Source organism: Melghirimyces algeriensis, assembly GCF_900182565.1.
GTDB classification, from domain to species: domain Bacteria; phylum Bacillota; class Bacilli; order Thermoactinomycetales; family DSM-45169; genus Melghirimyces; species Melghirimyces algeriensis.
The window spans coordinates 1-21,324 of the sequence record NZ_FXTI01000014.1 but is presented as its reverse complement, the minus strand read 5'-3'; the positions used below and the strand labels follow the sequence as shown (position 1 = coordinate 21,324).

Sequence of the window (21,324 nt, the reverse complement as noted above, 5' to 3'; positions counted from 1 at the left end):
TATCTCCCCTATAAAGACAGTGAAGACACTAAACTGGGAGGCGAGGGTGTGAACGAAAAACCTACGAAAATTATTAGTCTGGGTGCAGGTGTACAGTCGTCTGCGTTGGTCATGATGGCTGCAAATGGTGTATTCGGAGAAGATTATCCGAAAGTAGCTATATTCGCGGACACAGGGTGGGAACCGAAAGAGGTTTACGCTTACCTAGAATGGCTAGAAACCGAGGCGGGCAAGTATGGAATCAAAATCGTCAGGGCGTCGAAAGGGAATCTGCGTGATGACTTCTATCGCTCGGTTAAAACCGGGGAGAGGGTCGCGTCGATTCCTTTCTTTGTGCGTAACGAAGACGGTTCGAAAGGTATGTTATGGCGGCAATGCACAAGCGAATACAAAATCGGCGTGGTACGTAAAGAGATCCGAAGGCTTCTCGGCTGATAGCCGAGAAGCCGCGTAAAGGATCACGTTGACCTGTGGATGGGTATTTCTACGGACGAAATACAACGAGTAAAACCGTCGCAGGTAAAATTTATTACGAACAAGTACCCGCTGATTGACGGCGGGTTTTCTCGTATGGACTGCATTCGCTGGATGGTCGATCACGGATACCCGGAACCTCCTAAATCGTCGTGCATTGGGTGCCCATATCACAATGACGCACACTGGCTCGATATGAAAGAGAACGATCCAGAATCGTGGAAAGAGGCGGTCGAGTTTGATCGGTTCGTCCGTAATGGTCTACCGAAGGTTAAGGGCGAGGTTTACCTGCATCGTTCGTGCAATCCGCTTGATGAGGTCGAATTTGACCATAAACCGGAGCATGAACAGCTCGACTTGTTCGGGAATGAATGCGAGGGAATGTGCGGTATTTAAAGGAGGTTAATCTATGGGGGAGTTGTCTCAAGATGAGGAACGGTGGTTGTCACTAGGAAGGGAGATAGACCAGAAACGAAAGCTTGAAAATTGGAAGGCATACCGGAATGAGAGATAAACGACAAAGTGATGGATGTCGCTGACGAGTACGAGGAAGTACTAATTTACAACAGACAAAGGGGATGGTCGTGATTCTTGTTGTGTACACGTCGCGCACGGGAAACGTTCGGCGCTTTGTACAACGATTGGGGATGCCATCAGTTGAAATCAGGGGTGGTGTATGGGTTAACTCACCTTTTTTACTCATTACACCTACGATAGGATTTGGTCAGGTTCCGGGTATAGTGGATGGATTTCTGACGAGAAACAAACGTTTCTTAGTCGGGGTTGCTTCGAGTGGAAATAAAAACTGGGGCAGTAACTTCGCGAAGGCGGGGGAACTAGTGGCAAAGAAATATGAGGTTCCGCTGCTTCACAAGTTTGAGCTTTCAGGAACACGTGCGGACGTAGAAATACTTCTAAAGAGGGTGGGACCGCTTGAAACACATCGAGTTAAATAGCGAAATTATGACGAAGGTAGGCGGGTTTTATCAATTAGAAAAGGATAGTGTTGCTGTAACTGAATTTATGAGAGAAGTTGACGGGCGATCAATGAAGTTTAGCTCTCCAATATCACGTATGGAATGGCTTATTGAAAATGAATTTTACGAAAACTTTTTCGAAAAATATTCGAGGAATCAAATCCGATCCTTGCTTGATCTTGCGTACCGATATGACTTCAAGTTTCAATCATACATGGCTGTTTCAAAGTTTTATCGGGACTATGCATTGAAGACAGACGACAAGGAACAGTATCTCGAACACTACGAAGATCGTGTTGTTGCCTGTGCGTTGTTTTTAGGTGGGGGTGATTACTTAAAAGCTGAACGCTTCGTGAAGGTGATGATGGAACAACGATACCAACCTGCAACACCTACTTTTATGAACGCAGGAAGAAAACGTCGCGGGGAAATGGTTTCTTGTTTTCTCTTAGAAATGGATGATAGTTTAAACTCGATTAACTACAATATCAACACTGCAATGCAGCTATCGAAAATCGGTGGTGGAGTTGCAGTTAACCTTTCAAAAATCAGAGGGCGTGGTGAGGCGATTAAGGGAGTTGAAGGAGTTGCCAAAGGTGTAGTACCAGTAATGAAGTTGCTGGAAGACGGTTTTTCTTATGCAGATCAATTAGGGCAACGACCGGGGGCGGGCGCAGCATACCTGAATGTTTTCCACTGGGATGTTTTGGAATTTCTTGAGACAAAAAAGATCAACGCAGATGAAAAGATTCGAATCAAAACAATGTCGATTGGACTTGTTATTCCGGATAAGTTTTTCGAGTTAGCAGAAAAGAATGAGCCGTACTATATTTTGGCACCTCTCACTGTATACAAAGAATATGGAAAACACATGGACGACATGGACATGGATGAAATGTACGACAAACTTATCACGAACCCACGTATTAAAAAACGAAAGATGGACGCGCGGGAATTACTAAACAAAATTGCGGCAACACAGCTACAGTCTGGTTACCCGTACATCATGTACAAAGATAATGCGAATAGGTTGCATACACTAAGTGCTGTCGGTGATATCAAAATCACAAATTTATGTACTGAAATCTTTCAGTTACAAGAAACGTCGCAAATCAATGAATATGACGAGGATAACATCATCAAGCGAGATATTTCCTGCAACCTTGGGTCGTTGAATATTGTTAACGTAATGGAAAGCAGAAAGATCAGGGAAAGCGTTCACGCAGGGATTGATGCCTTGACTTCAGTATCCGATATTGTATCAATCGGAAATGCTCCTGGAGTACGCAAAGCGAATGAAGAATTACACAGCGTCGGACTAGGCGCAATGAACTTGCACGGGTTTTTTGCGAAAAATAAAATTCAGTACGAATCGGAGGAGGCGCGAGATTTTGTGCGTACCTTCTTTATGTTGATGAATTATTATTCTCTTGAAAAATCTATGCTCATTGCGAAAGAGCGTGGTGTAACTTTCAAAGACTTTGACAAATCGGATTATGCTAACGGTAAGTATTTTGACAAGTATCTGGAGAAGGATTTTTTGCCTCGAACGGAAAAAGTGCGTGAGCTATTTGACCTAGAAGACATTCCGACGCAGGAAGCGTGGGCAGAGTTACGGGATCAAGTGCGTAGATGTGGTCTATACCATGCTTATCGACTTGCGATTGCACCAACGCAGTCGATTAGTTACGTACAGAATGCGACATCCAGCGTTATGCCGATCGTTGATCATGTAGAAACAAGAGTCTACGGAAATGCAACAACGTACTACCCTATGCCGTTTATGTCTCCTGAAACCTACTGGTATTACAAGTCGGCATATAATATTGATCAATTTAAAATGATCGATTTAATTGCAGAAATCCAGCAGCATGTTGATCAAGGGATTAGTACGATTCTGTATGTTAATAGTGACATATCGACGAATGAACTCGCGCGCTACTACATCTACGCACACAAAAAAGGGTTGAAGTCGTTGTATTACACGCGTAATAGAATGCTGGATGTTTCTGAGTGTACGAGTTGCTCTGTATAAAGGAGGTATGACATGAAGGCAGTCAACTGGAATCGAATGTATGACGAATACACAGAAGTTTTTTGGAAACAGAATATTTCGCAGTTTTGGACGGAGGATGAAATATCTGTGTCTCGTGACCTTGAAGCATGGAGGACTCTTACAGAGGAAGAGAAGGCAACGTATGTTGAAGCGTTATCAGGGCTTACTGGCTTGGATACGTTACAGGGAGACAGCGGTATGCCGCTTATAGCGCTGCACGTCGACGACATGAAGAAAAAGGCGGTACTTTCATGGATGGGGACAATGGAACACATTCATGCGAAAAGTTATTCACATATTTTTACGACACTCCTTCCCTCTCATTTAACTGATTACTATCTAGATAAATGGGTCGAAAATCAACCGCAATTGAAAAAGAAAGCGGAATTGATTGGTGACTATTATCATGCACTTCAGAAGAAAAGCGCATCTCCGTATGAGTTATACATGGCGATGGTCGCGTCTGTATTTCTCGAAAGCTTCTTGTTTTACAGTGGGTTTTATTACCCACTCTATATGTCAGGTCAAGGCAAATTAGTAGCAAGTGGAGAGATTATTTCACTTATTATTCGTGACGAATCAATTCACGGTCTATATGTCGGAACACTTGCTCAAGAGGTTTACCAATCCATGTCTAACGAAGATAAAGAGAAGTCAGACAAAGAAACAACGGAATTACTTTCCAAACTTTACGAAAATGAAATCGAATATACACGTGAAGTATATGAAAAAGTTGGGCTTTATGAGGACGTATGTCGGTTTGCACGCTATAACGCAAACAAGGCGCTGATGAACCTAGGGCGTGAACCTCACTTTCCAGAAGAAACTGTCAATCCGATTGTCATGAACGGGATTCGGACGGATACAAAAAATCACGATTTCTTTTCAACTAAGGGAAACGGTTATGTTCTTTCGTTGAATGTAAAGCCGATTACAGACGATGATTTTGTATTTTGAAGGGGGTGAACCCATGGCCAAGATCGTAAAGAAACCGATCCGAACCAAGCGCGGAATGTACAAAATGAAAATTATTGACGATGATGTATCATTCCGCATGATTTTGTACGAAAGGAAACGACGTTTCGGTATACCGTTTTGGGAGCAGGTTGAGGGGGAAAGAACAGTCCACCTGGATGAAGCTTCGGAGATGAAGGAAATTATACGAGAATTAATATCTGAGTACGAAGGTGTGAAGGAAGAAACGAAAAGCCACGAAGGATTGGTCGATGAAGTGCGTCGTCGCTTGAAGGATTGGGATGGTGAGGTTAAGTAAAAGGAGGGGAGGATATGATTTACGCCGTGATAGTACTTCGAGACGCTAAACGAATTGATGAAAGAGTTTGACGAAGTACTTAACTTTGACCCAACCACTACACGATCCATGGGTTGTATCGAAAGGATTTTAGATTTTGAAATATCACGAGGAGAAACAAAAGGAGGAATGATGATGAAAAAGTTTCCGGTTGTGTCGAGCATCACCGGAAAAGAGTATCTAGTAAAAATTAAAGACCTTGAAAGTGGTTTTCGCTTGGTTTCATGTGGAGCAGGGGAAATTTCTTTACTTGAACCGAAAAAGGTGATAGGGATTCCCGTTTTCGTCGAAGTAGCGGGTAGGTGGTTCGAAAAATACGGAGACGACGCATTTGACGGCGGATTTGTACGGGAAGCGGAATACCTGGTCAGAGATTATGAAGATGACTTACGAAAGGAAGAGGATCGGAAGCATAACGAAGAGTTAGGACAAAAAGAATTTGATGAGTGGGATGGTGTTGTACGTTGAGGATTCCACATAAAGTTAAAGTCGGAGCAATTACTTATACTGTCGAGGATGTAGCGAGACAGTTTTCACGAGAATCTCTTTTTGGTCAAATATTTTATGGGGATCATCGTATTGAACTCGCGGAAGATATCAGCGAACAACGACGATTTCAGACATTTATACATGAACTAGTCCACGCAATCTTATTCGAAATGGGTATGGAGGATTATAACGACGAAGAGTTTGTACGTAGATTAGCGAATATGCTAACGCAAGTAATAGTTGCTAACGAATGGGAAATTACTACAGAGGAGGACGAACAATAAAAGGATCTGATGAAACATAATAAGACGGGTATTTTTAGGGTGATCTGTGCTGGTGTGCGAGATTTTTCCGACTATAGTCTACAAATAGGTGGGAGGGATGGCTATAGTGTTCAGCGATATGTATGATACGGGCGGGCGATCGCATAAATACAAAAACGGCCAACTAGTGCCATTTGGATATGACTTGAACGTAAAGGTTAAACGTGTTCATCCTGACGCAGTAATCCCGGAATATGCGACGTATGGTGCGGCAGGCTTCGATCTAGTTGCGGTGGAAGACGTTATTATCGAGCCGGGAGAGACGAAATTAATTCCGACAGGGATTGCGTTTGAGATTCCGCAGGGATTTGAAATGCAGATACGGATGCGGAGCGGGATTTCCAAACGAACACCGCTACGGTTACCGAATAGCGTAGGAACAATCGATAGTGATTATAGGGCGGAAGTGTTCTTGATGTTCGAGAATGCCCAAGTGATGCATGACGAAGTATATACGGATGGACGTCAGGTGAGGTGGGTACGTACACTTGAAGATAATTGTGTTAAAGTCAACGAATATGTAGACGATGGGTCATACATCGTTCGTAAAGGAGATCGAGTTGCGCAGGCTGTTATCGCTCCTGTCCTTCGCGCAAACTTCGAAGAGGTTGACGAACTGAGCGAGACGGAAAGAGGGTGCGGTGCGTTCGGAAGTACCGGGACGCGGTGATAAGGAAAGCGGGAGCCGACGGAAGCTCCCTTCTTTTATTTCTTACGGTTTAAGGAGGGCGCTGGATGACTGGGACGGCAAAGTAAAATAAGGAGGGGAAATGATGGCGAAAGACTTCGATTACTATATCGAATTATTTGAGGTCGGAGAAATCGACAATCATGAGTTCATCGAGAAAACAACCGATAACTTGTTTGGTGAAAAGAGGCGACAGGTCAGGGAAAGGATGCGGAGGTATAACCTACCGGAACCTTCATTCAAGGAAATGAAGCGGATACGAGAGTTGCATCGCCGAGGGAAAATAACGACGGGGGAACTACTCGAAATGGTTCGTGCCAGTCGTTTCGACAATGTACAGCGAAAGATAAACGAGTTGTTTATCGGTAAAAATGGCGAGGAGGAATAACGATGGGCAACCACGCAGTTTCGCTACTTCGACGCGAACTTCGAAAGAACCACAACGAAATAATCGAGCTTAGGAAAGATTTCGACGATGCACTTAACTTCGACCCTGACGGTTTGCGGAAATCCGAAAGGATTCAACATGAAATAGAAAAACGCAGAAAAATAATCCGAGACTGCGATAAAGCAATCAATTTAATCATACGTGAGACTGACGCAGCGGTTCAGATGGAATTATTCGGGGAGGACGGTGAAGTGGTTAATTCGTTTGTACCTGACGCGAAAATACTAGGGGTTGTTGACGGACTATATAACGAACTCAACCCGGAGGAGGACGAATAATGTTCAGCGACATGTATGACGACCTGGGGCGTACTCACGAATACAAGAACGGTCAACGAGTTCCTATCGGCTATGACATAAACGTAAAGGTTAAACGGCTTCACCCTGACGCAGTGCTTCCGCAGTACGCTACGAATGGTGCTGCGGGTTTTGATTTAGTCGCAGTGGAGGACGTAATTATTGAGCCGGGACAGGCGAAATTGATTCCGACCGGGCTTGCGTTTGAAATCCCGGAAGGATTCGAAATGCAGATTCGGATGCGGAGCGGGATTGCCAAACGAACTCCGCTTCGGTTACCGAACTCGATTGGTACGATTGATGCGGATTATCGCGGCGAAGTGTTTATGATGTTTGGGAATACTGCAAGTCCCAGTGAGCAACACGGTGACACACTGTTTGCGCATATGATTGAAGGTACTCATGGTAACGGCATTACCGCGGGTGGTTTCGTAGTTATCGACGGGTATTCGGACAATGCGCATGATCCTTCGTACATCATCCGCAAAGGTGACCGCGTAGCACAGGCCGTTATCGCCCCCGTCATGCACGCAAACTTCGAAGAGGTTAACGAACTGAGCGACACGGAAAGAGGGGGCGGAGGTTTCGGGTCAACGGGGGTGTGAGTGAATGATTACGGAACAAGAAGCACTGAAAAAAGTACGAGAAGCTGATCGGAGAGTAACGGAAGCAAAGGCTCGTTTGCGCGCTCATTTCGATGAAGAGGAGATACGGAAATTGGAATTGAGTTTTTACTGTCGAAGCGTTTACGCATTAGGCGTTGCTTGGGGTGTATATGAAACAGTTAAAAACGTCAAAACGAAAAGAGACGACTGAGGTTTTGGGAGTACCGGGACGCGGTGATTAATCGTTAAATCATGCGTTGACATAATCGTTAATTGATCGTAATATGGAGCTGACAACATGAAAACAATATTTATTTACCGAGAGGAGAAGGGGATTGCACAGGTTGAGGCTCCGTAGTATGCACATCAATCCATTCTGGCTTAATCGAGTTTCAGGAGGAGACTGCAAGGCAACGGCGATCAGTCCGCGCACGGTCGAACTAGAAGGGGAATTATTAGACATCCATCCATCTGACGATATTCACTTACATCCGGGTGAATTGGTACACATAACGGCATTAGACTTCATCTACTTCAGTACAGAAAAAGAAATAGAAGAAGAACAAAAGAAAATAAAAGAGATGCGAGAGAAAGAGGAACGGGAACGGAGGGATATTCTAAACCGCAGACGGGATGAAGCAGAAAAATTCAACGCTTCAATCAAGGTTCCCGTTAAATGGACAGCCGCAATTAAACTTGTTAAAGGCGGGTTACTTGAAAACTCATGGGGTGACGGGAGAAACAAGAGAACAGTGCAGCACATCCTGATTCAGGAAGACCTGAAGGAAGGAAGGTTAAAACGGAGTGCGGGAGAGTTTCTCTGCAAAGCTGGATCAGGGAGGCTGTGGGATGATGAGGAGAAATGGTGGGACGGAGAAGGGCAGACGTATACCCCGAAGATTACCTGTAAGACGTGTTTGAAGATCGCGAAGAGGTGGGAAAGCGCACCAAAGGTCAGGAGGGCATGAAACGGTGAAGCATACGGAATACAGGTACCCGCTTCCGCAGATAAAGACGGATTCGGAACCGCAAGAAGAAGAAGAGGCCGAACGGCGGCAACCGATCGACCCTCTGTTTAAGAAATTTATTGGCTCATGATTCATTATAGCACAAAGGCACGCCTAGGTAACTAGGCTAGACGTAACTTCAACCAATGTGTATAACAAACCGTAAGGGAGAGATTACGATGACGACGATTGAAATCAATAGGGTTTCCGGGAACGAAACTGAGTTTGTCGTAGGGTGCGAGTTTGACTCAAAGGAGGACGCTGAGCGAGTTTTTGAGCAGATCGGTAAAGAGTATCAGACCAAACCCAAAATCGGAGATGGCGACTTTTTGGTCGACCTGTACCGCGGACATGACCTGATAGACACGGTTGTGACCGACGGGGTGGGCGCGGTGCAGATCGACGAACGTTTTTTCCGGGAGGAATAACGTTTTGCAAACTGTATACCTAATCGCATCGTTCGCACTTGCGGGAGCCATCGTCGGCTCCCTTTTTTTATTTCTCACGATTTAAGGAGGCGTTCTATTTGCCGACACTCATCGAACGTTATTACGCTGGGGAAATCACGGCAGAGGAATACGTGCAGGCGATCCGAGGGGAACTCGAAAACTCCTCGCAGATAAAGAAGGCGCGGGAGAGGGACGAATGGCTTATTGACGTTAGAAAACAATGTGAGGAGGAGTAGGTATGCGACGTAAATGGACGTTCGGTAATAGAGTTCTGGAGTTTGAACACGAAGAGGAGACGCAGCAAAAGGCGCAAGCATGGCTAGTTAAAGGGGAGGACGAATAAATGAGCGAAGTAAACCTGAACGTCATGCTGATCGGTAAAACCCAAATCTCGCAGAAGTTCGCGGAGAAGCTAGCGGCGGAGGCTAAACGTGAAGTGGTAGAGGATATAGCGGAGGAAAAGGAAGCGCAAGCCATCGCATTAACAGCAATCCGTACATGCTACTCCGCAAATAAGCCGACGGAAATCGTCGTAAAGGAAGGCGACAAGTATTTCGGTCGCAGTGCAACGGACGGAGAGGTAGGGACGGAAGCTGACCGTCTGATTCGTCATATTATGCGGTCAAAGCATACGTCAACGATTGAACATTTGACGTATAATTTCGCAGTCGAAGGTCTCTCCCGGTCAGCGTTGTCGCAATTAACCCGTCATCGCTTTTTTAGTTTCAGCGTTCAGAGTCAACGGTATGTCAAATTCGGGAGTGACGATAGAACGGGCGGGTTTGATTATGTGATGCCTCCGTCTGTGCTTGGGACTCCTAACAGTTTTTTATCCAAGCAACTTTTTAAACGCGCGATGAAAAATGCGCAGGAGTCGTACGACAAGTTAAGAGAGAGAGGAGTTCCCGCGGAGGACGCACGTTTCGTCCTTCCGAATGCTGCCGCATGTAATATCGTTATGACCGGAAACCTGCGTGCGATCCTCGACTTTTACTCCAAGCGTAAGAAAGGGCGCGGGGCACAGTGGGAAATCGCTGACCTAGCCGATCAGATCCGAGCGGAAGTAATCGAAGCCGACCCCTGGACGGAACAATTTTTCGAGGAGGTTTGACGAATGATCCCCACGGTCGCATGCATTTTAATATTGTCGGTGTTTCTATTCGTGATATTCTCGTATGTCCGCGCGCTAAATGAAGTGCGACAAATTCTGAAGGACACAATAGACGGGCCTGTACAGCGATTGATTGATTCGTATGCGGACGATTCGTGGTATCAAAAAGCATCTAAAGAGTTGGACGAATGGAGAGAAAAAAGGAGGTTTAACAGATGATTAAAATCGCATTGACCGGACGCATGCGATCCGGAAAATCAACGGTTGCCGCGTACCTTTGCGAAAATTACCGATTCTCAGAGTTCGCCTTTGCTGACGCGTTAAAGGACATCGCTCATATTATTTTCGGAAAGCCCTCGGAAAAAGACCGGGGGCTTTATCAATTCGTAGGGCAAAAAATGCGTGAATACGATCCTGACGTGTGGGTTAAAAAGCTGGATCATTCGATTAAAGACTGGTTGCTACGTGATCATCAGCGGGGAAACATCGTGATTACCGACTTAAGACAACCTAATGAATACGAATACTGCCGTAATTACGGATACGTTATCATTCGCGTTAACTGCCCGGATACTGTACGGCTGGATCGAATCCGGGAGTCGGGCGATAAGTTTGACGAAGATATGCTGAATCACGAAACGGAAAAATACGTGGATGCCTTCGAGGTTGATTACGAGACTGATAACGGTGGAACCTGGCGGGGAATGGCGGAGCAGGTAGATTATATTATTCGTGATATTAAGCTGAAGGAGAGATGATGTATGGGGAAATCCTATGTATTTGCTTTGGTTACAGATACCTGCCCAAACGAGACTTACGAAGAGGGCGATATTATTTTTGTCATTAGATATTTTGATGACGCCATTTCGGGTGTTTCTATGATTAAGGAAAAAGGAGAGAAAATCTATGTGAAGGAGAGTTGCTACAGAATTATAACTGACCAGGAAGCTAAGGAATTAGGAGCAAATGTAGAATTTATGAGAAAAGGTCACCCGAACTCAAAAACAATGTTTAAAATCCCCCGAAGATGCTTTCGATGATGATACCGTAACTTTCTTCATAAATAATGCATATACGGGGGATTTTGTATTATATAGTTGTATTATTCTTCTGTGGTACGAACTATATGGCGCGTGTCGGGTGCAGTATAACCAAATAACCGAAATGTCAGCCACCCGTCCTCACGGCCATCAAATATATAATGATACGTTTTATCGTGAGGAAGTTTGTGTTTGTCAATAAACCCACGTGCTGAAGCGTATCCGCGGGCATCGAATCGTATAGGTGACTTGTCTGTTATACGTACGACATCTGGTTTCGCTATCCCGATACGCTTATTTACCTTGTCGTAACCTACGTAAAGATTCACGGGTATTTTCACACACCCTAATTCCATCTGTAGTGGTTTATTAATGTACAGCCTTTTGTTTTTATCGATTGAGACTATTTTGTTCGTTGACGGTCGTCCCTTTTTGCTACTGGATGCATCGAACACGTCAAAGGGCATTCGATCACCTCCCTATAATTTGTTCACGATCATTTTCGACGGTGTTACGTTCTATTATACGTTCAGCGAAAAGCTATGTGCAAGACAGCAGGGAATCTAGTCGGAAAATAGCGAAAATATTATCGTTTATAACGGGATAATCTCGCGTAAGCTTATCCCTTTATTTTTATGCTAAAAATGCGCGAAACCTCTTTGATCTCCCCTATAAAGATAATGAAGGCACTTTATGTTCCATATGTATATGGAGGTTGTTAACGATGATAAAAACTATAAAATACTACGATGTTGAGTCAGTCTCTGGTGTCATTCGGTTTATTCGAGACTGGAGACATCATAGAATCGATGCGAAATACGCTGTTATCGATTTCCACTCCGCAGTCAAACAAGCAAACCTAACTCCAGAAGAAGCTTCGGCTGTGGAACTCGTGATGGATTACGGTGTAGAGCTTTCGCTAAGTGCTCGGTATGTTTTTGTTCGCGCTTGCCAAAAGATTGCGAAAGTATTCCGGAAGAAGAATTATGGACGAATGAAGATTACGAAATTTTGCTAAATGGGAGGGTGGACGGAGGTGATGTGATTAATCGACGTGATCCTTACGTTTAATGACGGTTTATTCTACGGGTTGTTAATCGGTTTTATTCTGGGATGTATGTTCACCGTGATCTATTACGATAATCATGATGATTTTGATTAAGATTTGATTAAGAACGGTTGGTCGTCACGATGATGACTGACGATTGGGAAAGACGAAGAAGACAGACGGCTGACCTCTCGAAAATTAACTGGGAGGTCGGTTTTTATTGGAGCACGCAACAGACGAAGTATTTGTGCCGAAAGGACGAAGCGCTGCACACTTACGCAATAAATCGGGGGATATAACGGTTAAGCAATGCGGGGACTGCCGCCGAATGCTCCCGTTAGACGATTACGCGAGGCTGTCAAAAGGATTAGGTGGGAGGCAATCAGTTTGCAGATCGTGTATGGCAAAGCGGAAGAAAAAGGGGCACGAAGGCAAGCGAAAAAGGGAGACCGACCGCCTGTGGTTGGGAGGTACCTGTATAAGGAAACGGTGTCCTTGTTGTGGTATTTGGAAATCAAGAAGGGAATACCGTTTCGTCGAATCAACCCGTGATCAATTGGATACACACTGTACCGAATGTAGCAGCGCAAGACAGTCGAGTTGGAAACGATTGAATCCGGATCGATTACAGGCGTATAGGAACAGACGGCGTGCAATGAAAATGGCGCTATCGTATGATCTTACTGCTGCGGACTGGTACGGTATCCGTTACGAAAAATTTAACGATTGTTGCGCCCTGTCTGGCGTGAATAACATATCCCTTGACCATTTTATAGCGCTGAAGACGGGTCACGGAGGTACAGTCATCGGAAATGTTTATCCGCTTTGTCGTCTTCTTAATTCATCGAAAGGGGATATGAATCCTTTCGAGTGGGTTAAGCGAAATGGCGTACGGGAACGGATCGACATAAAACGGTTTAATACGCTGGTAGAATATCTCGCGGAACAAAACGGTTTAACAGTCGATGAGTTCCGCGATTTTGTTTATTGGGCGTATGAGAACCCGCGAAGTTTGGAGGAGGTGCAACGAGATCATAGGGTTAACTCGATTGAGTTATGGAGGCAGTAAAATGATACCAAACCATTACGGATATTCACTTCGAAAAGACGAGGAACCTTTCGCTTATAAAATCCCGCCTGGGGGTAATTGGCGGACCTTAAGTGAGGAAGGACAGTTGAAATGTTGGAATGGGAAAATTCCACAAGGTGGTGGGTGTACAAACCGACTGAGACGACGATCTTGGGACGAACCAGCGGGGACAATTACTTCTACTCCACTACAGAAGCTTTCTTGTCAGTTACACCCTGGTCAATTAGACGGGGAGGTTGATACGATGAACTATAACGTAACACCAACACAACCGAGTAACGGTTTTGCCGCCGCAGAATTATTCTGCGGCGGCGGTCTTATGGCGGTCGGACTAAAAGAGTCCGGCTTTAATATTGTTTGGGCAAACGACTTTGACAAGCGCGCAATCCAAGCGTATCGCTACAACTTGGGCGGAAATGTTATACATGCGGACATTAAAATGATTGATCCTAACGAGATACCAGACGTGGACATTATCGCAGGCGGTCCGCCTTGCCAGGATTATTCTGTTGGGGGCAAAGGCGCAGGGGAAAAGGGAAAGAATGGACGGTTAGTTTATGTCTATCTAAATATTATTGAGAAAAAGCAGCCGAAAGCATTCATTTTCGAGAACGTAAAGGGACTAATCGGGAAACGACATCGACATACATTCGATGCACTGATCGATAAGTTTAACGAAATAGGCTATACGGTTAGCTGGGAATTGATAAACGCTTGGGATTACGGCGTCGCACAAAAACGAGAGCGGGTATTCATCGTCGGGATTCGAAAGGATCTCGGCTTTTCTTTTGTCTTTCCGAAGCCAAAACCGGAGGATTATCGGACGCAGGTATTAAGAGATGTTATTGGGGATCTACCGGAACCAGGCGTGCCACTTAATGAAAAACAAATCTCCTTTCTTGAGCGGAATCCTACAAGCGTAAGGAAAAACCGCCCCGTAACGATGGAAGAGCCGTCACGGACACTACCTGCAGTGTTGCATAAGGGAGTTCCATACGGTCTCTATTATCCGAATCATAATAAGAAACACTATTGGACGCCTCCGAAACCGTACATTAGGTATAAATATGACCAATCAAATCGTATTCAAAAATGGTCGCAGACGGCTGCGACCATTACAGCGCACCATAACAGCGGTAAACCGATTCATCCGTCGCAATCTCCTAGAAGGTTTACTGTCCGGGAATGTTTGCGTATCCAATCCGTGCCAGACTGGTACGTATTGCCTGATGATCTTAGTCTTTCTGCTCAATATCGGATCGTAGGGAATGGCGTTGCATCTCGTGTGGCGTGGTACTTGGGTAGGTCGTTGGGCGAACAATTAACGAATAGGGGGACGATTGTATGAACGCAAATAAAAAGACACGCCAGACGGCGAAAATGACGGGGTTTGCTAGTGGATTTTTATTTCTTTTTGGAATTGTTAGCGCCGTCGACCAAGATATTAAATACGCGCTTTTATACCTTTTGTCAGCATTGATTCTTTTTGGGTTGGACGTTGAATTTAAAGAAAAAGAGGGAGATGATTAATGTTTATTTTGAAAAGTGAAACAGGGAATAATCGAGGGCTAAATAAGCGAATTTATGACGTTTTGTCAAACGAAATATCTGACGATGAAATAATTCGCTCTTTCTGGGAATCGTCTGAGCACATTTTCAGTTTTCCATACGGGACGTACAAGTACGATCCAACCGCAAAAACTCTTATACACGAATGGGATTCTAGCGATTAAGGAGATGAATTAAAGGAGGATGAATAATGGGTCGAGTTAAACGCAGTCGCTGGCAGGCGAACGTAAAATCACTGGAGATCATTAACAAGGCGCGCGAAAACATTACATCGGAAGATATCGAATTTCTAAAAGAAAACTACACGTCGCAAGGTGGGCTCCTTCCGAAGGGTTTTAACGGGGGGTCCTTTTTTACGCCTACACACGTAGCGAAATTCATTGTTGACGCACTACAGATTCCGAAAGGTTCCCGCGTGTTGGAGCCGTCTTGCGGTAGCGGGGTTTTCTTCGAACACATCCCGGACGATTGCAAAATTACCGGATTGGAACTTGATACGACATCTGCGAAGGTTGCTTCGATGATCTATCCGGACGCGGAAGTCATCACAGGGAACGCACTCGAACACAAACGTCGGGACTACTACGATTTTGTTATCGGAAATCCTCCATTTGGCGAAACAATTGAAGTCGAAGGAAGGACTGATTTCGAGACTCTGAAGTATACGAAAAAGACCAACATGTCAAAGGGAAAATCGGAATTTGCATTCGTTGAATTTGCGGTAAAGGCGGCGAAACCAGGTGGGTACATTGCGTTCATCCTTCCGATGAATTTTAGTTTCGCGGAACCAGCTAAGAAAGTGCGACAGGTTATGTACGATACGTGTTGGCACGTCGCGACAGTCAAACTCCCACCTACGACGTTTCAGTATGTTGGCACTGGCGTAGCTACACAGATTTTGATCCTACGAAAGGTTACTCCGAATGCACAGAAAATTCGGGCGCACCCGGAGTTTTTACGTCCGTATAATTTTAACGGCAAGAGAAAAATAAAATATATTGCGAAGTTCTTCGAAGGCCAAACGCCAGCATATATGGCGGAGGTTACAGACATCGGTTACGGCAAGGACGGGAAATCAACATACGACGCGAAATATGGTACTCAGTTAGACGCGTTGCTAGACGATTTTACAGACGGGAATTTAGTTCGCTCAAGTCTTTACCCACATGTTCCTTCGTGGATGAATCGAGGAAGTATTAACGGTTATATGTTTTTTAACGAGGATTGCGAAGGGTACCGCGATGCTAAGCGTTCATATGCGGACGGACCTTATCGATGGAACGAAATAACGCTTGGAAACGGGGAAGGCCGCTCGTGGGACTTTACATGGCAGGATGAGATTGTCACGGAGTATTACGAAAAGGAAGTCGCAAGCTAATCGACGACATTTCACGTTAGATAAAAGAATAACCGTCAAACTCTAACGAGTTTGACGGTTATTCTTACGTCTTCCCGATCGTGGAGGACGCGAGATCCTTCAGCATGAGGAAGCTGTCACGCCAGGGTCCGGATTCGATCTTTACGTACACTCGTTTCGTCGGTGAAGACTTACGACTTTACCCATGCGAATCACTCTCCTGAGTTTTGTTGTCTTTATTATACGATGAATTGGCGAATTAAATCAACGATTAATTTAACGATTATAACGGAAGGAGCGAAATATTTAAATGGGCGCGCCAAGACATGACAAGGAAGCCGCACATAGACGATACGGAAATAAATATACTCTATCATCTGCGGAAGGCGTCGCAAAGATACTTAGAGATTTACACAATCTAAGGGAACGACGTTTCCATGCGGGAGATTACGCAGCATGCGATATACTACTCGATTTAGACAATGCGCTAGAAAAAGCGAATCTGACAAACCGCCAAAAACGGGTGGTTTTTTATGTTTACGAGCAGGGGTACTCGCATGTGGAAGCCGCGGAATTAATGGGGGTAGGAAAGGCAGCTGTCACAAATCTGTTGAATGGGACGCCACATTACGATGGTGCATTAGAGAGAATTGCGGAGATTTATCGTAGATGGGGTTGCGAAAAAACAAACGGGGTGATAACAAATGAATAACGTTATCTTACAGGGTGATTGCATCAAAAAGCTGAAAGAGTTGAACGATAACAGTATAGACAGCGTTGTCACTGATCCGCCCTATTGTTCGGGTGGATTTAATGAAACACAGAAAAGAATGGCGAAAGGTCAGGGGATAACCTATAAACAGTTCAAAAAAACTGGATGGTTTATAAACGATAATATGACTACAGGAGGACTTGTGTGGCTTTTGCGGTCGGTGGCCGTAGAGTCTTTCAGGCTGTTAAAAGATGGCGGGAGTTTTTGTGTATTTACAGATTGGCGGATGTATCCTCACCTAGCGCCTGCTTTGGAATCAAGTGGATTCCGCTTACAAAATATGATTGTCTGGAACAAGAGTCAAATGGGATTAGGGAGAGGTTTTAGACCACAACATGAGATCATTATCCACTTGGTGAAGGGAAAACCTAAGTTTTATGACAACAAGACAGGGAACGTTATAACAGAAAAAAGGGTGTCACCGACTAGACGACTACATCAAACAGAAAAACCTGTCCAGTTGCTAGCAAAATTGATAAGAGTGATTACACCACCTGGCGGGGTAGTCCTAGACCCGTTTGCAGGTTCCGGCTCAACTCTCGTAGCCGCAAAGCGCGAGGGTTTTTCGTTTGTTGGGATTGAACGGGACCCGGAATACGTGGAGATTGCGCATATAAGAGTCGGAGAAGCACCGAAAGGAGGGGCGGAGGATGCGATTTAATCCTACGGAGGATTACAAAGCGCAATTTGAGACTATTGTTAACGAAATAATTAACGAATGTATAGAAGACCGTACAGACAGGATGCGCGCAATCCAGGCGTTAGCGGACGAATATGTACTTTCGATTGGGGAGCGGCCAGACCCCATACAGCTTGAAAGGTTGACGAACTACATTTTGCGGGAGGAAATTACATCTCAATTGAGTAATAAAACATCAACTGAGTACCCGTTTTTAAGCGAACGACAGTTGATGACGCGTAGAAATGGAGAGAGGTCAATTAAGTGCGCGGAAGAATACGGATCGGATGGACGTAATTACAAAACGCCGAAGCGACGGAAGTGGAATACGTATGAGAGCATCGTTATTGACCGGAACGCAAAGATTCGTAATAAGGAACGGAGGAAAAAGTACCGAAAAGCAACAAAACCTGGGTTGGTTGAGACATATAATTTGCACGAAGAGTAAAACCGGGTGTAATCAACTTTCCGTTTTTTGTAAACGTATAGGAGATGGTTATTATGTCAATTAAAAAAAAATTGGTACTGATCTTGGTTCTTTTGTAAAGGGCGTTTGGTTATGGAAAACGGACCGGATTGAGTCAGATACTGCGTATATTTTGGAAATTTGTTCAAACAACTATATCAACAATATTTATGAGTGACGAGCGAGAAGACTCCCCATTTCAATGGGGTAGATGAAAGCGACGTACCACCGACACGTACCGATGATCGACGGGGTTTTAGCCCTCTCGTGAGTCCGACAACTTCCCGTATTTTTTAAGTACTAACCGCATTCCTTCCTCAATGAACTGGCCATATTTTGTGGTTCCCTGATCCAAGGCCAACTTTTTAATGCTATGCAATAGATCCGCGTCTACGGTCGTGTGCAGTTCGGCACGACCTTTTTTAGTTGCCATTCAAATCACCTCGAAAAGATTATACCATGTCGTTGACGACATACGCAAGGAATGATACAATGTCGTTGACGACATAAAGGGGGTGAACACGATGCTCAAGACCTATAAATTCAAGCTGGAACCAACGAAAGGGCAAGCCGATAAGATTACATGGACGCTTTCCATGTGCCGATGGTTGTACAACTCGATGTTGGAACAGCGTAAATTTGCCTATGGGAAACGTGGTATCTCGCTAAACTACAACAAACAAGCCAATGAACTTCCTGCACTCAAGAAGGAAATACCAGAGTTCAAACAGATTCAATCTCAGGTATTGCAACATGTTGCCAAGCGATTGGACTTCGCTTTTCAATCCTTTTTCAGGCGATTAAAGAAAGGCGAAAATCCGGGTTATCCACGATTTCAAGGCAAGAACCGTTATGATAGCTTCACTTATCCTCAAAGCGGTTTCAAACTGGAAGGAAAATTCCTCAAGCTATCTAAGATCGGGAATGTTCGTATCAAGCTACATAGACAGATGGAAGGCAACATTAAAACATGTACCATTAAGCGGAAAAACGGTAAATACTATGCTTGCTTTTCTTGTGAGATGGAAGCTTTGAAACAAGCAACTACCGGAAAACAAGTGGGCATTGATTTAGGGGTGAAACACCTTGCGATCACGTCAGATGGTGAATTTTTTGAACACCCCAAGTATCTTAGAAAGTCGGAGCGAAAGATTAAGTACCTCCAACGCATGGTAAGCCGCAGAAAGAAAGGTTCTAACCGCAGACAAAAGGCAGTTGCTCTCCTTGCAAAGGCATGGGAACAGATTTCGAACAGGCGGAGAGATACCGCCCACAAGATCAGCCGTTTTCTGGTCAACGAGTATGATCTGATTGTTTTTGAGGACTTGAAGATCACAAACATGGTCAAGAATCATAGTCTCGCTAAAAGCATCCATGACGCAAGCTGGGGGATGCTCATCCAATTCACGACTTACAAGGCAGAATGGGCTGGTAAATCGGTAGAATTGGTTGACCCTCGCAACACGTCACAGGCTTGCTCAAAGTGTGGGCAGATCGTAAAGAAAACCTTAAAAGAACGTACCCATCGCTGTTCCTGCGGATACGTGGCAGACAGAGATGTAAACGCCGCCAAGAATATCCTGCAAAAAGCAGATGGATACGTTCCTGAAGTCTGCGGACAACTTGAATTACAACTATTCTAGGCATGGAACGTGCCTTCGTGGATGGATGTGGGTTTCCACGCCAGATGAAGCGAGAAGCTCGCCATTTCAATGGCGATGTAGTTCACTTACATTGGGATTCCGGTTTATCAATTGATTCATACCGGTATTTTATAAAAAAAGCACAGGGTCAAGGGATTAAAGTACATGCTCTTTTAGGGGACCCACATTGGGCGCTTGTGGAATACAAAAATTCATGTATCTCGAAAATTAAAGAGATAACAGCTTATAACGATCAGGTTTCTCCGAATGAACGATTTTTAGGGATACAGTTAGATAGTGAGCCATATCTACTCAGATACCCCTTGGATTGGAATAATGTAACGGATAGAGAGGAAGTTTTGAAGCAATGGCTTCGAACAAGTCGAGAGTATATCTCGACTATAAATAAGTACAACCTGGAATCTGGGGCGGCGATCCCTTTTTGGTTTGATACTTCTCAAGAAGTTGAAGAAGCTATTTCATTAGATATTGCGAATTTGTCAGATTACTACAAACGTATTATTGATTTGTACAATTATATTGTAGTCATGGCATACAGAGATACTGCTGATGATATTATCGATATTTCAACAAATGAAATAGACTACCTATCTCACCCTAAAATTGTCATAGGTATCGAAACAACTGAACAAATACCGACATACGTTACTTTTTACGAAAAAGGATTTCACGCAGCGGAAGAAGATATTTCGATCATTCACGCGCAGAAAAAAGCATGCAAGTCTTTCAAGGGGATCGCTATCCACAACTATAGTCAATGGGAAAAGTTCCTATCCGGCTTTTTGTTTGGTTTCAATTCCTCGTAGGTACGACACAAACGGACGTTGAAACATTGGAGCCGGTTCATAGAGATGGGTTTCAATTCCTCATAGGTACGATACAAACGAACTTCAGGATATGATTGTTTCAACCGTTCAGAGGTTTCAATTCCTCATAGGTACGATACAAACTCTTCCTCCCACTTTAAAGGGAGGGGTTTATTTTATCTGTTTCAATTCCTCATAGGTACGATACAAACGCTGTGGGGATGACAAGTCTGAAAAGGGTGATGATCGTTTCAATTCCTCATAGGTACGATACAAACACAATACCGGTTCAATTCCACCCCTTTGAAACACGGTTTCAATTCCTCATAGGTACGATACAAACTGACCTTCTTTCGCCGCTGCAACCACTCCTGTGACAGTTTCAATTCCTCATAGGTACGATACAAACATGGGATAGGATACTTTTTAGGTGACTTTATTCCTTGTTTCAATTCCTCATAGGTACGATACAAACCCATTTTAAGCCCAAAATAAAAGGTTTCCCTGACACCTATATCATATAGAAAAAAATCGGTGGAAACAATAGAGTGTTCGTTTTCCCTGTTATACCGTGTGATTTCTTTATTTTGTGGTTGTC

Annotated in this window: 30 protein-coding genes and 1 CRISPR repeat array; of the genes, 29 read left to right on the top strand and 1 reads right to left on the bottom strand. The window is 44.3% G+C overall.

What is annotated here, in order from left to right; genetic code table 11:
• Positions 1 to 48: 48 nt before the first annotated feature.
• The 28 genes from FN782_RS17200 to FN782_RS14980 all read left to right on the top strand — a co-directional run bounded on the left by FN782_RS17200 (position 49) and on the right by FN782_RS14980 (position 18,238).
• Entirely contained in the window at positions 49 to 435 is a 387-nt protein-coding gene (locus FN782_RS17200) for an adenine nucleotide alpha hydrolase family protein (RefSeq protein ID WP_246064983.1), read from the top strand.
• Positions 436 to 474: 39 nt separating this feature from the next.
• Positions 475 to 870, top strand: a complete 396-nt coding sequence (locus FN782_RS17195; protein ID WP_246064982.1) for a hypothetical protein — start codon at positions 475 to 477, stop codon at positions 868 to 870.
• Positions 871 to 1,052: 182 nt separating this feature from the next.
• The gene (gene nrdI, locus FN782_RS15085; protein WP_342778410.1) at positions 1,053 to 1,430 is read left to right on the top strand and encodes a class Ib ribonucleoside-diphosphate reductase assembly flavoprotein NrdI; all 378 of its coding nucleotides are present in this window, start codon (positions 1,053 to 1,055) and stop codon (positions 1,428 to 1,430) included.
• Positions 1,408 to 3,486, top strand: coding sequence for a class 1b ribonucleoside-diphosphate reductase subunit alpha (gene nrdE, locus FN782_RS15080; protein ID WP_142506630.1), 2,079 nt, complete (start codon positions 1,408 to 1,410; stop codon positions 3,484 to 3,486). The genes nrdI and nrdE overlap by 23 nt, the downstream gene beginning before the upstream one ends.
• A gap of 12 nt (positions 3,487 to 3,498) precedes the next feature.
• Entirely contained in the window at positions 3,499 to 4,464 is a 966-nt protein-coding gene (gene nrdF / locus FN782_RS15075) for a class 1b ribonucleoside-diphosphate reductase subunit beta (protein ID WP_142506629.1), read from the top strand.
• A gap of 13 nt (positions 4,465 to 4,477) precedes the next feature.
• Positions 4,478 to 4,780 carry a hypothetical protein gene (locus tag FN782_RS15070; protein ID WP_142506628.1) on the top strand — a complete coding sequence of 101 codons (303 nt, stop codon included), beginning with the start codon at positions 4,478 to 4,480 and terminating at the stop codon, positions 4,778 to 4,780.
• A 54-nt stretch (positions 4,781 to 4,834) separates the two neighbouring features.
• Complete coding sequence (locus FN782_RS15065) at positions 4,835 to 5,287, top strand: hypothetical protein (protein WP_185956356.1); 453 nt, start codon at positions 4,835 to 4,837, stop codon at positions 5,285 to 5,287.
• Between the two features lie 402 nt (positions 5,288 to 5,689).
• Positions 5,690 to 6,301 (top strand): dUTP diphosphatase, encoded by a 612-nt coding sequence (locus FN782_RS15060; protein ID WP_246064981.1) that lies wholly within the window; start codon positions 5,690 to 5,692, stop codon positions 6,299 to 6,301.
• 103 nt (positions 6,302 to 6,404) lie between these two features.
• Positions 6,405 to 6,707 (top strand): hypothetical protein, encoded by a 303-nt coding sequence (locus FN782_RS15055; protein ID WP_142506626.1) that lies wholly within the window; start codon positions 6,405 to 6,407, stop codon positions 6,705 to 6,707.
• A 2-nt stretch (positions 6,708 to 6,709) separates the two neighbouring features.
• Positions 6,710 to 7,045: a hypothetical protein gene (locus tag FN782_RS15050; protein ID WP_142506625.1), complete on the top strand. Its 336-nt coding sequence runs from the start codon at positions 6,710 to 6,712 to the stop codon at positions 7,043 to 7,045.
• Between the two features lie 77 nt (positions 7,046 to 7,122).
• Positions 7,123 to 7,668 (top strand): dUTP diphosphatase, encoded by a 546-nt coding sequence (dut, locus tag FN782_RS15045; RefSeq protein WP_246064987.1) that lies wholly within the window; start codon positions 7,123 to 7,125, stop codon positions 7,666 to 7,668.
• A 4-nt stretch (positions 7,669 to 7,672) separates the two neighbouring features.
• Positions 7,673 to 7,879, top strand: a complete 207-nt coding sequence (locus FN782_RS15040; protein ID WP_142506624.1) for a hypothetical protein — start codon at positions 7,673 to 7,675, stop codon at positions 7,877 to 7,879.
• 289 nt (positions 7,880 to 8,168) lie between these two features.
• On the top strand, positions 8,169 to 8,636 hold the full coding sequence (locus FN782_RS15035; RefSeq protein WP_142506623.1) for a hypothetical protein: 468 nt from the start codon (positions 8,169 to 8,171) through the stop codon (positions 8,634 to 8,636).
• A gap of 4 nt (positions 8,637 to 8,640) precedes the next feature.
• Positions 8,641 to 8,766 (top strand): hypothetical protein, encoded by a 126-nt coding sequence (locus tag FN782_RS17330; RefSeq protein ID WP_281285972.1) that lies wholly within the window; start codon positions 8,641 to 8,643, stop codon positions 8,764 to 8,766.
• Positions 8,767 to 8,854: 88 nt separating this feature from the next.
• Positions 8,855 to 9,103 (top strand): hypothetical protein, encoded by a 249-nt coding sequence (locus tag FN782_RS15030; protein WP_142506622.1) that lies wholly within the window; start codon positions 8,855 to 8,857, stop codon positions 9,101 to 9,103.
• Positions 9,104 to 9,201: 98 nt separating this feature from the next.
• Positions 9,202 to 9,360, top strand: coding sequence for a hypothetical protein (locus tag FN782_RS17000; RefSeq protein ID WP_185956355.1), 159 nt, complete (start codon positions 9,202 to 9,204; stop codon positions 9,358 to 9,360).
• A gap of 107 nt (positions 9,361 to 9,467) precedes the next feature.
• A complete protein-coding gene (gene thyX / locus FN782_RS15025) occupies positions 9,468 to 10,235 on the top strand; it encodes an FAD-dependent thymidylate synthase (protein WP_142506621.1) in 768 nt (255 codons plus the stop codon).
• A gap of 215 nt (positions 10,236 to 10,450) precedes the next feature.
• Positions 10,451 to 10,993 carry an AAA family ATPase gene (locus FN782_RS15020; protein ID WP_142506620.1) on the top strand — a complete coding sequence of 181 codons (543 nt, stop codon included), beginning with the start codon at positions 10,451 to 10,453 and terminating at the stop codon, positions 10,991 to 10,993.
• Positions 10,994 to 10,996: 3 nt separating this feature from the next.
• On the top strand, positions 10,997 to 11,275 hold the full coding sequence (locus FN782_RS15015; RefSeq protein ID WP_142506619.1) for a hypothetical protein: 279 nt from the start codon (positions 10,997 to 10,999) through the stop codon (positions 11,273 to 11,275).
• Positions 11,276 to 11,999: 724 nt separating this feature from the next.
• Positions 12,000 to 12,293 carry a hypothetical protein gene (locus FN782_RS15010; RefSeq protein WP_142506618.1) on the top strand — a complete coding sequence of 98 codons (294 nt, stop codon included), beginning with the start codon at positions 12,000 to 12,002 and terminating at the stop codon, positions 12,291 to 12,293.
• 417 nt (positions 12,294 to 12,710) lie between these two features.
• The gene (locus FN782_RS16995; RefSeq protein ID WP_185956354.1) at positions 12,711 to 12,875 is read left to right on the top strand and encodes a hypothetical protein; all 165 of its coding nucleotides are present in this window, start codon (positions 12,711 to 12,713) and stop codon (positions 12,873 to 12,875) included.
• 103 nt (positions 12,876 to 12,978) lie between these two features.
• Positions 12,979 to 13,392 carry a hypothetical protein gene (locus FN782_RS16990; RefSeq protein WP_221930194.1) on the top strand — a complete coding sequence of 138 codons (414 nt, stop codon included), beginning with the start codon at positions 12,979 to 12,981 and terminating at the stop codon, positions 13,390 to 13,392.
• Between the two features lie 265 nt (positions 13,393 to 13,657).
• Entirely contained in the window at positions 13,658 to 14,761 is a 1,104-nt protein-coding gene (locus FN782_RS15005) for a DNA cytosine methyltransferase (RefSeq protein WP_185956352.1), read from the top strand.
• Positions 14,758 to 14,943, top strand: coding sequence for a hypothetical protein (locus FN782_RS15000; RefSeq protein WP_142506616.1), 186 nt, complete (start codon positions 14,758 to 14,760; stop codon positions 14,941 to 14,943). Before FN782_RS15005 ends, FN782_RS15000 begins: the two co-directional genes overlap by 4 nt.
• Before the next feature lie 229 nt (positions 14,944 to 15,172).
• Entirely contained in the window at positions 15,173 to 16,360 is a 1,188-nt protein-coding gene (locus tag FN782_RS14995) for an HsdM family class I SAM-dependent methyltransferase (RefSeq protein ID WP_142506615.1), read from the top strand.
• 289 nt (positions 16,361 to 16,649) lie between these two features.
• Positions 16,650 to 17,051 (top strand): ECF-type sigma factor, encoded by a 402-nt coding sequence (locus tag FN782_RS14990; RefSeq protein WP_142506614.1) that lies wholly within the window; start codon positions 16,650 to 16,652, stop codon positions 17,049 to 17,051.
• A complete protein-coding gene (locus FN782_RS14985) occupies positions 17,044 to 17,772 on the top strand; it encodes a DNA-methyltransferase (RefSeq protein WP_142506613.1) in 729 nt (242 codons plus the stop codon). Before FN782_RS14990 ends, FN782_RS14985 begins: the two co-directional genes overlap by 8 nt.
• A complete protein-coding gene (locus FN782_RS14980) occupies positions 17,762 to 18,238 on the top strand; it encodes a hypothetical protein (protein WP_142506612.1) in 477 nt (158 codons plus the stop codon). Before FN782_RS14985 ends, FN782_RS14980 begins: the two co-directional genes overlap by 11 nt.
• Before the next feature lie 274 nt (positions 18,239 to 18,512).
• On the opposite strand, the gene FN782_RS16985 is transcribed toward FN782_RS14980, so the two are convergent.
• Positions 18,513 to 18,689, bottom strand: a complete 177-nt coding sequence (locus FN782_RS16985) for a hypothetical protein (RefSeq protein WP_185956351.1) — start codon at positions 18,687 to 18,689, stop codon at positions 18,513 to 18,515.
• A gap of 91 nt (positions 18,690 to 18,780) precedes the next feature.
• Here FN782_RS16985 and FN782_RS14975 point away from each other — a divergent pair, with 91 nt between their 5' ends.
• Positions 18,781 to 19,899, top strand: a complete 1,119-nt coding sequence (locus tag FN782_RS14975) for an RNA-guided endonuclease InsQ/TnpB family protein (RefSeq protein ID WP_142506670.1) — start codon at positions 18,781 to 18,783, stop codon at positions 19,897 to 19,899.
• 810 nt (positions 19,900 to 20,709) lie between these two features.
• Positions 20,710 to 21,201: direct repeats of the CRISPR family, unit length 30 nt; unit sequence GTTTCAATTCCTCATAGGTACGATACAAAC.
• Positions 21,202 to 21,324: the final 123 nt, after the last annotated feature.

Coding starts and splice junctions, on each gene's coding strand:
- FN782_RS17195 (WP_246064982.1), top strand. CDS start 475: ATGGGTATTTCTACGGACGAAATACAACGAGTAAAACCGTCGCAGGTA.
- nrdI (WP_342778410.1), top strand. CDS start 1,053: ATGGTCGTGATTCTTGTTGTGTACACGTCGCGCACGGGAAACGTTCGG.
- nrdF (WP_142506629.1), top strand. CDS start 3,499: ATGAAGGCAGTCAACTGGAATCGAATGTATGACGAATACACAGAAGTT.
- FN782_RS15070 (WP_142506628.1), top strand. CDS start 4,478: ATGGCCAAGATCGTAAAGAAACCGATCCGAACCAAGCGCGGAATGTAC.
- FN782_RS15060 (WP_246064981.1), top strand. CDS start 5,690: ATGGCTATAGTGTTCAGCGATATGTATGATACGGGCGGGCGATCGCAT.
- FN782_RS15055 (WP_142506626.1), top strand. CDS start 6,405: ATGGCGAAAGACTTCGATTACTATATCGAATTATTTGAGGTCGGAGAA.
- FN782_RS15050 (WP_142506625.1), top strand. CDS start 6,710: ATGGGCAACCACGCAGTTTCGCTACTTCGACGCGAACTTCGAAAGAAC.
- FN782_RS15040 (WP_142506624.1), top strand. CDS start 7,673: ATGATTACGGAACAAGAAGCACTGAAAAAAGTACGAGAAGCTGATCGG.
- FN782_RS15030 (WP_142506622.1), top strand. CDS start 8,855: ATGACGACGATTGAAATCAATAGGGTTTCCGGGAACGAAACTGAGTTT.
- thyX (WP_142506621.1), top strand. CDS start 9,468: ATGAGCGAAGTAAACCTGAACGTCATGCTGATCGGTAAAACCCAAATC.
- FN782_RS15020 (WP_142506620.1), top strand. CDS start 10,451: ATGATTAAAATCGCATTGACCGGACGCATGCGATCCGGAAAATCAACG.
- FN782_RS15015 (WP_142506619.1), top strand. CDS start 10,997: ATGGGGAAATCCTATGTATTTGCTTTGGTTACAGATACCTGCCCAAAC.
- FN782_RS15010 (WP_142506618.1), top strand. CDS start 12,000: ATGATAAAAACTATAAAATACTACGATGTTGAGTCAGTCTCTGGTGTC.
- FN782_RS16990 (WP_221930194.1), top strand. CDS start 12,979: ATGAAAATGGCGCTATCGTATGATCTTACTGCTGCGGACTGGTACGGT.
- FN782_RS15005 (WP_185956352.1), top strand. CDS start 13,658: ATGAACTATAACGTAACACCAACACAACCGAGTAACGGTTTTGCCGCC.
- FN782_RS15000 (WP_142506616.1), top strand. CDS start 14,758: ATGAACGCAAATAAAAAGACACGCCAGACGGCGAAAATGACGGGGTTT.
- FN782_RS14995 (WP_142506615.1), top strand. CDS start 15,173: ATGGGTCGAGTTAAACGCAGTCGCTGGCAGGCGAACGTAAAATCACTG.
- FN782_RS14990 (WP_142506614.1), top strand. CDS start 16,650: ATGGGCGCGCCAAGACATGACAAGGAAGCCGCACATAGACGATACGGA.
- FN782_RS14985 (WP_142506613.1), top strand. CDS start 17,044: ATGAATAACGTTATCTTACAGGGTGATTGCATCAAAAAGCTGAAAGAG.
- FN782_RS14980 (WP_142506612.1), top strand. CDS start 17,762: ATGCGATTTAATCCTACGGAGGATTACAAAGCGCAATTTGAGACTATT.
- FN782_RS16985 (WP_185956351.1), bottom strand. CDS start 18,689: ATGGCAACTAAAAAAGGTCGTGCCGAACTGCACACGACCGTAGACGCG.
- FN782_RS14975 (WP_142506670.1), top strand. CDS start 18,781: ATGCTCAAGACCTATAAATTCAAGCTGGAACCAACGAAAGGGCAAGCC.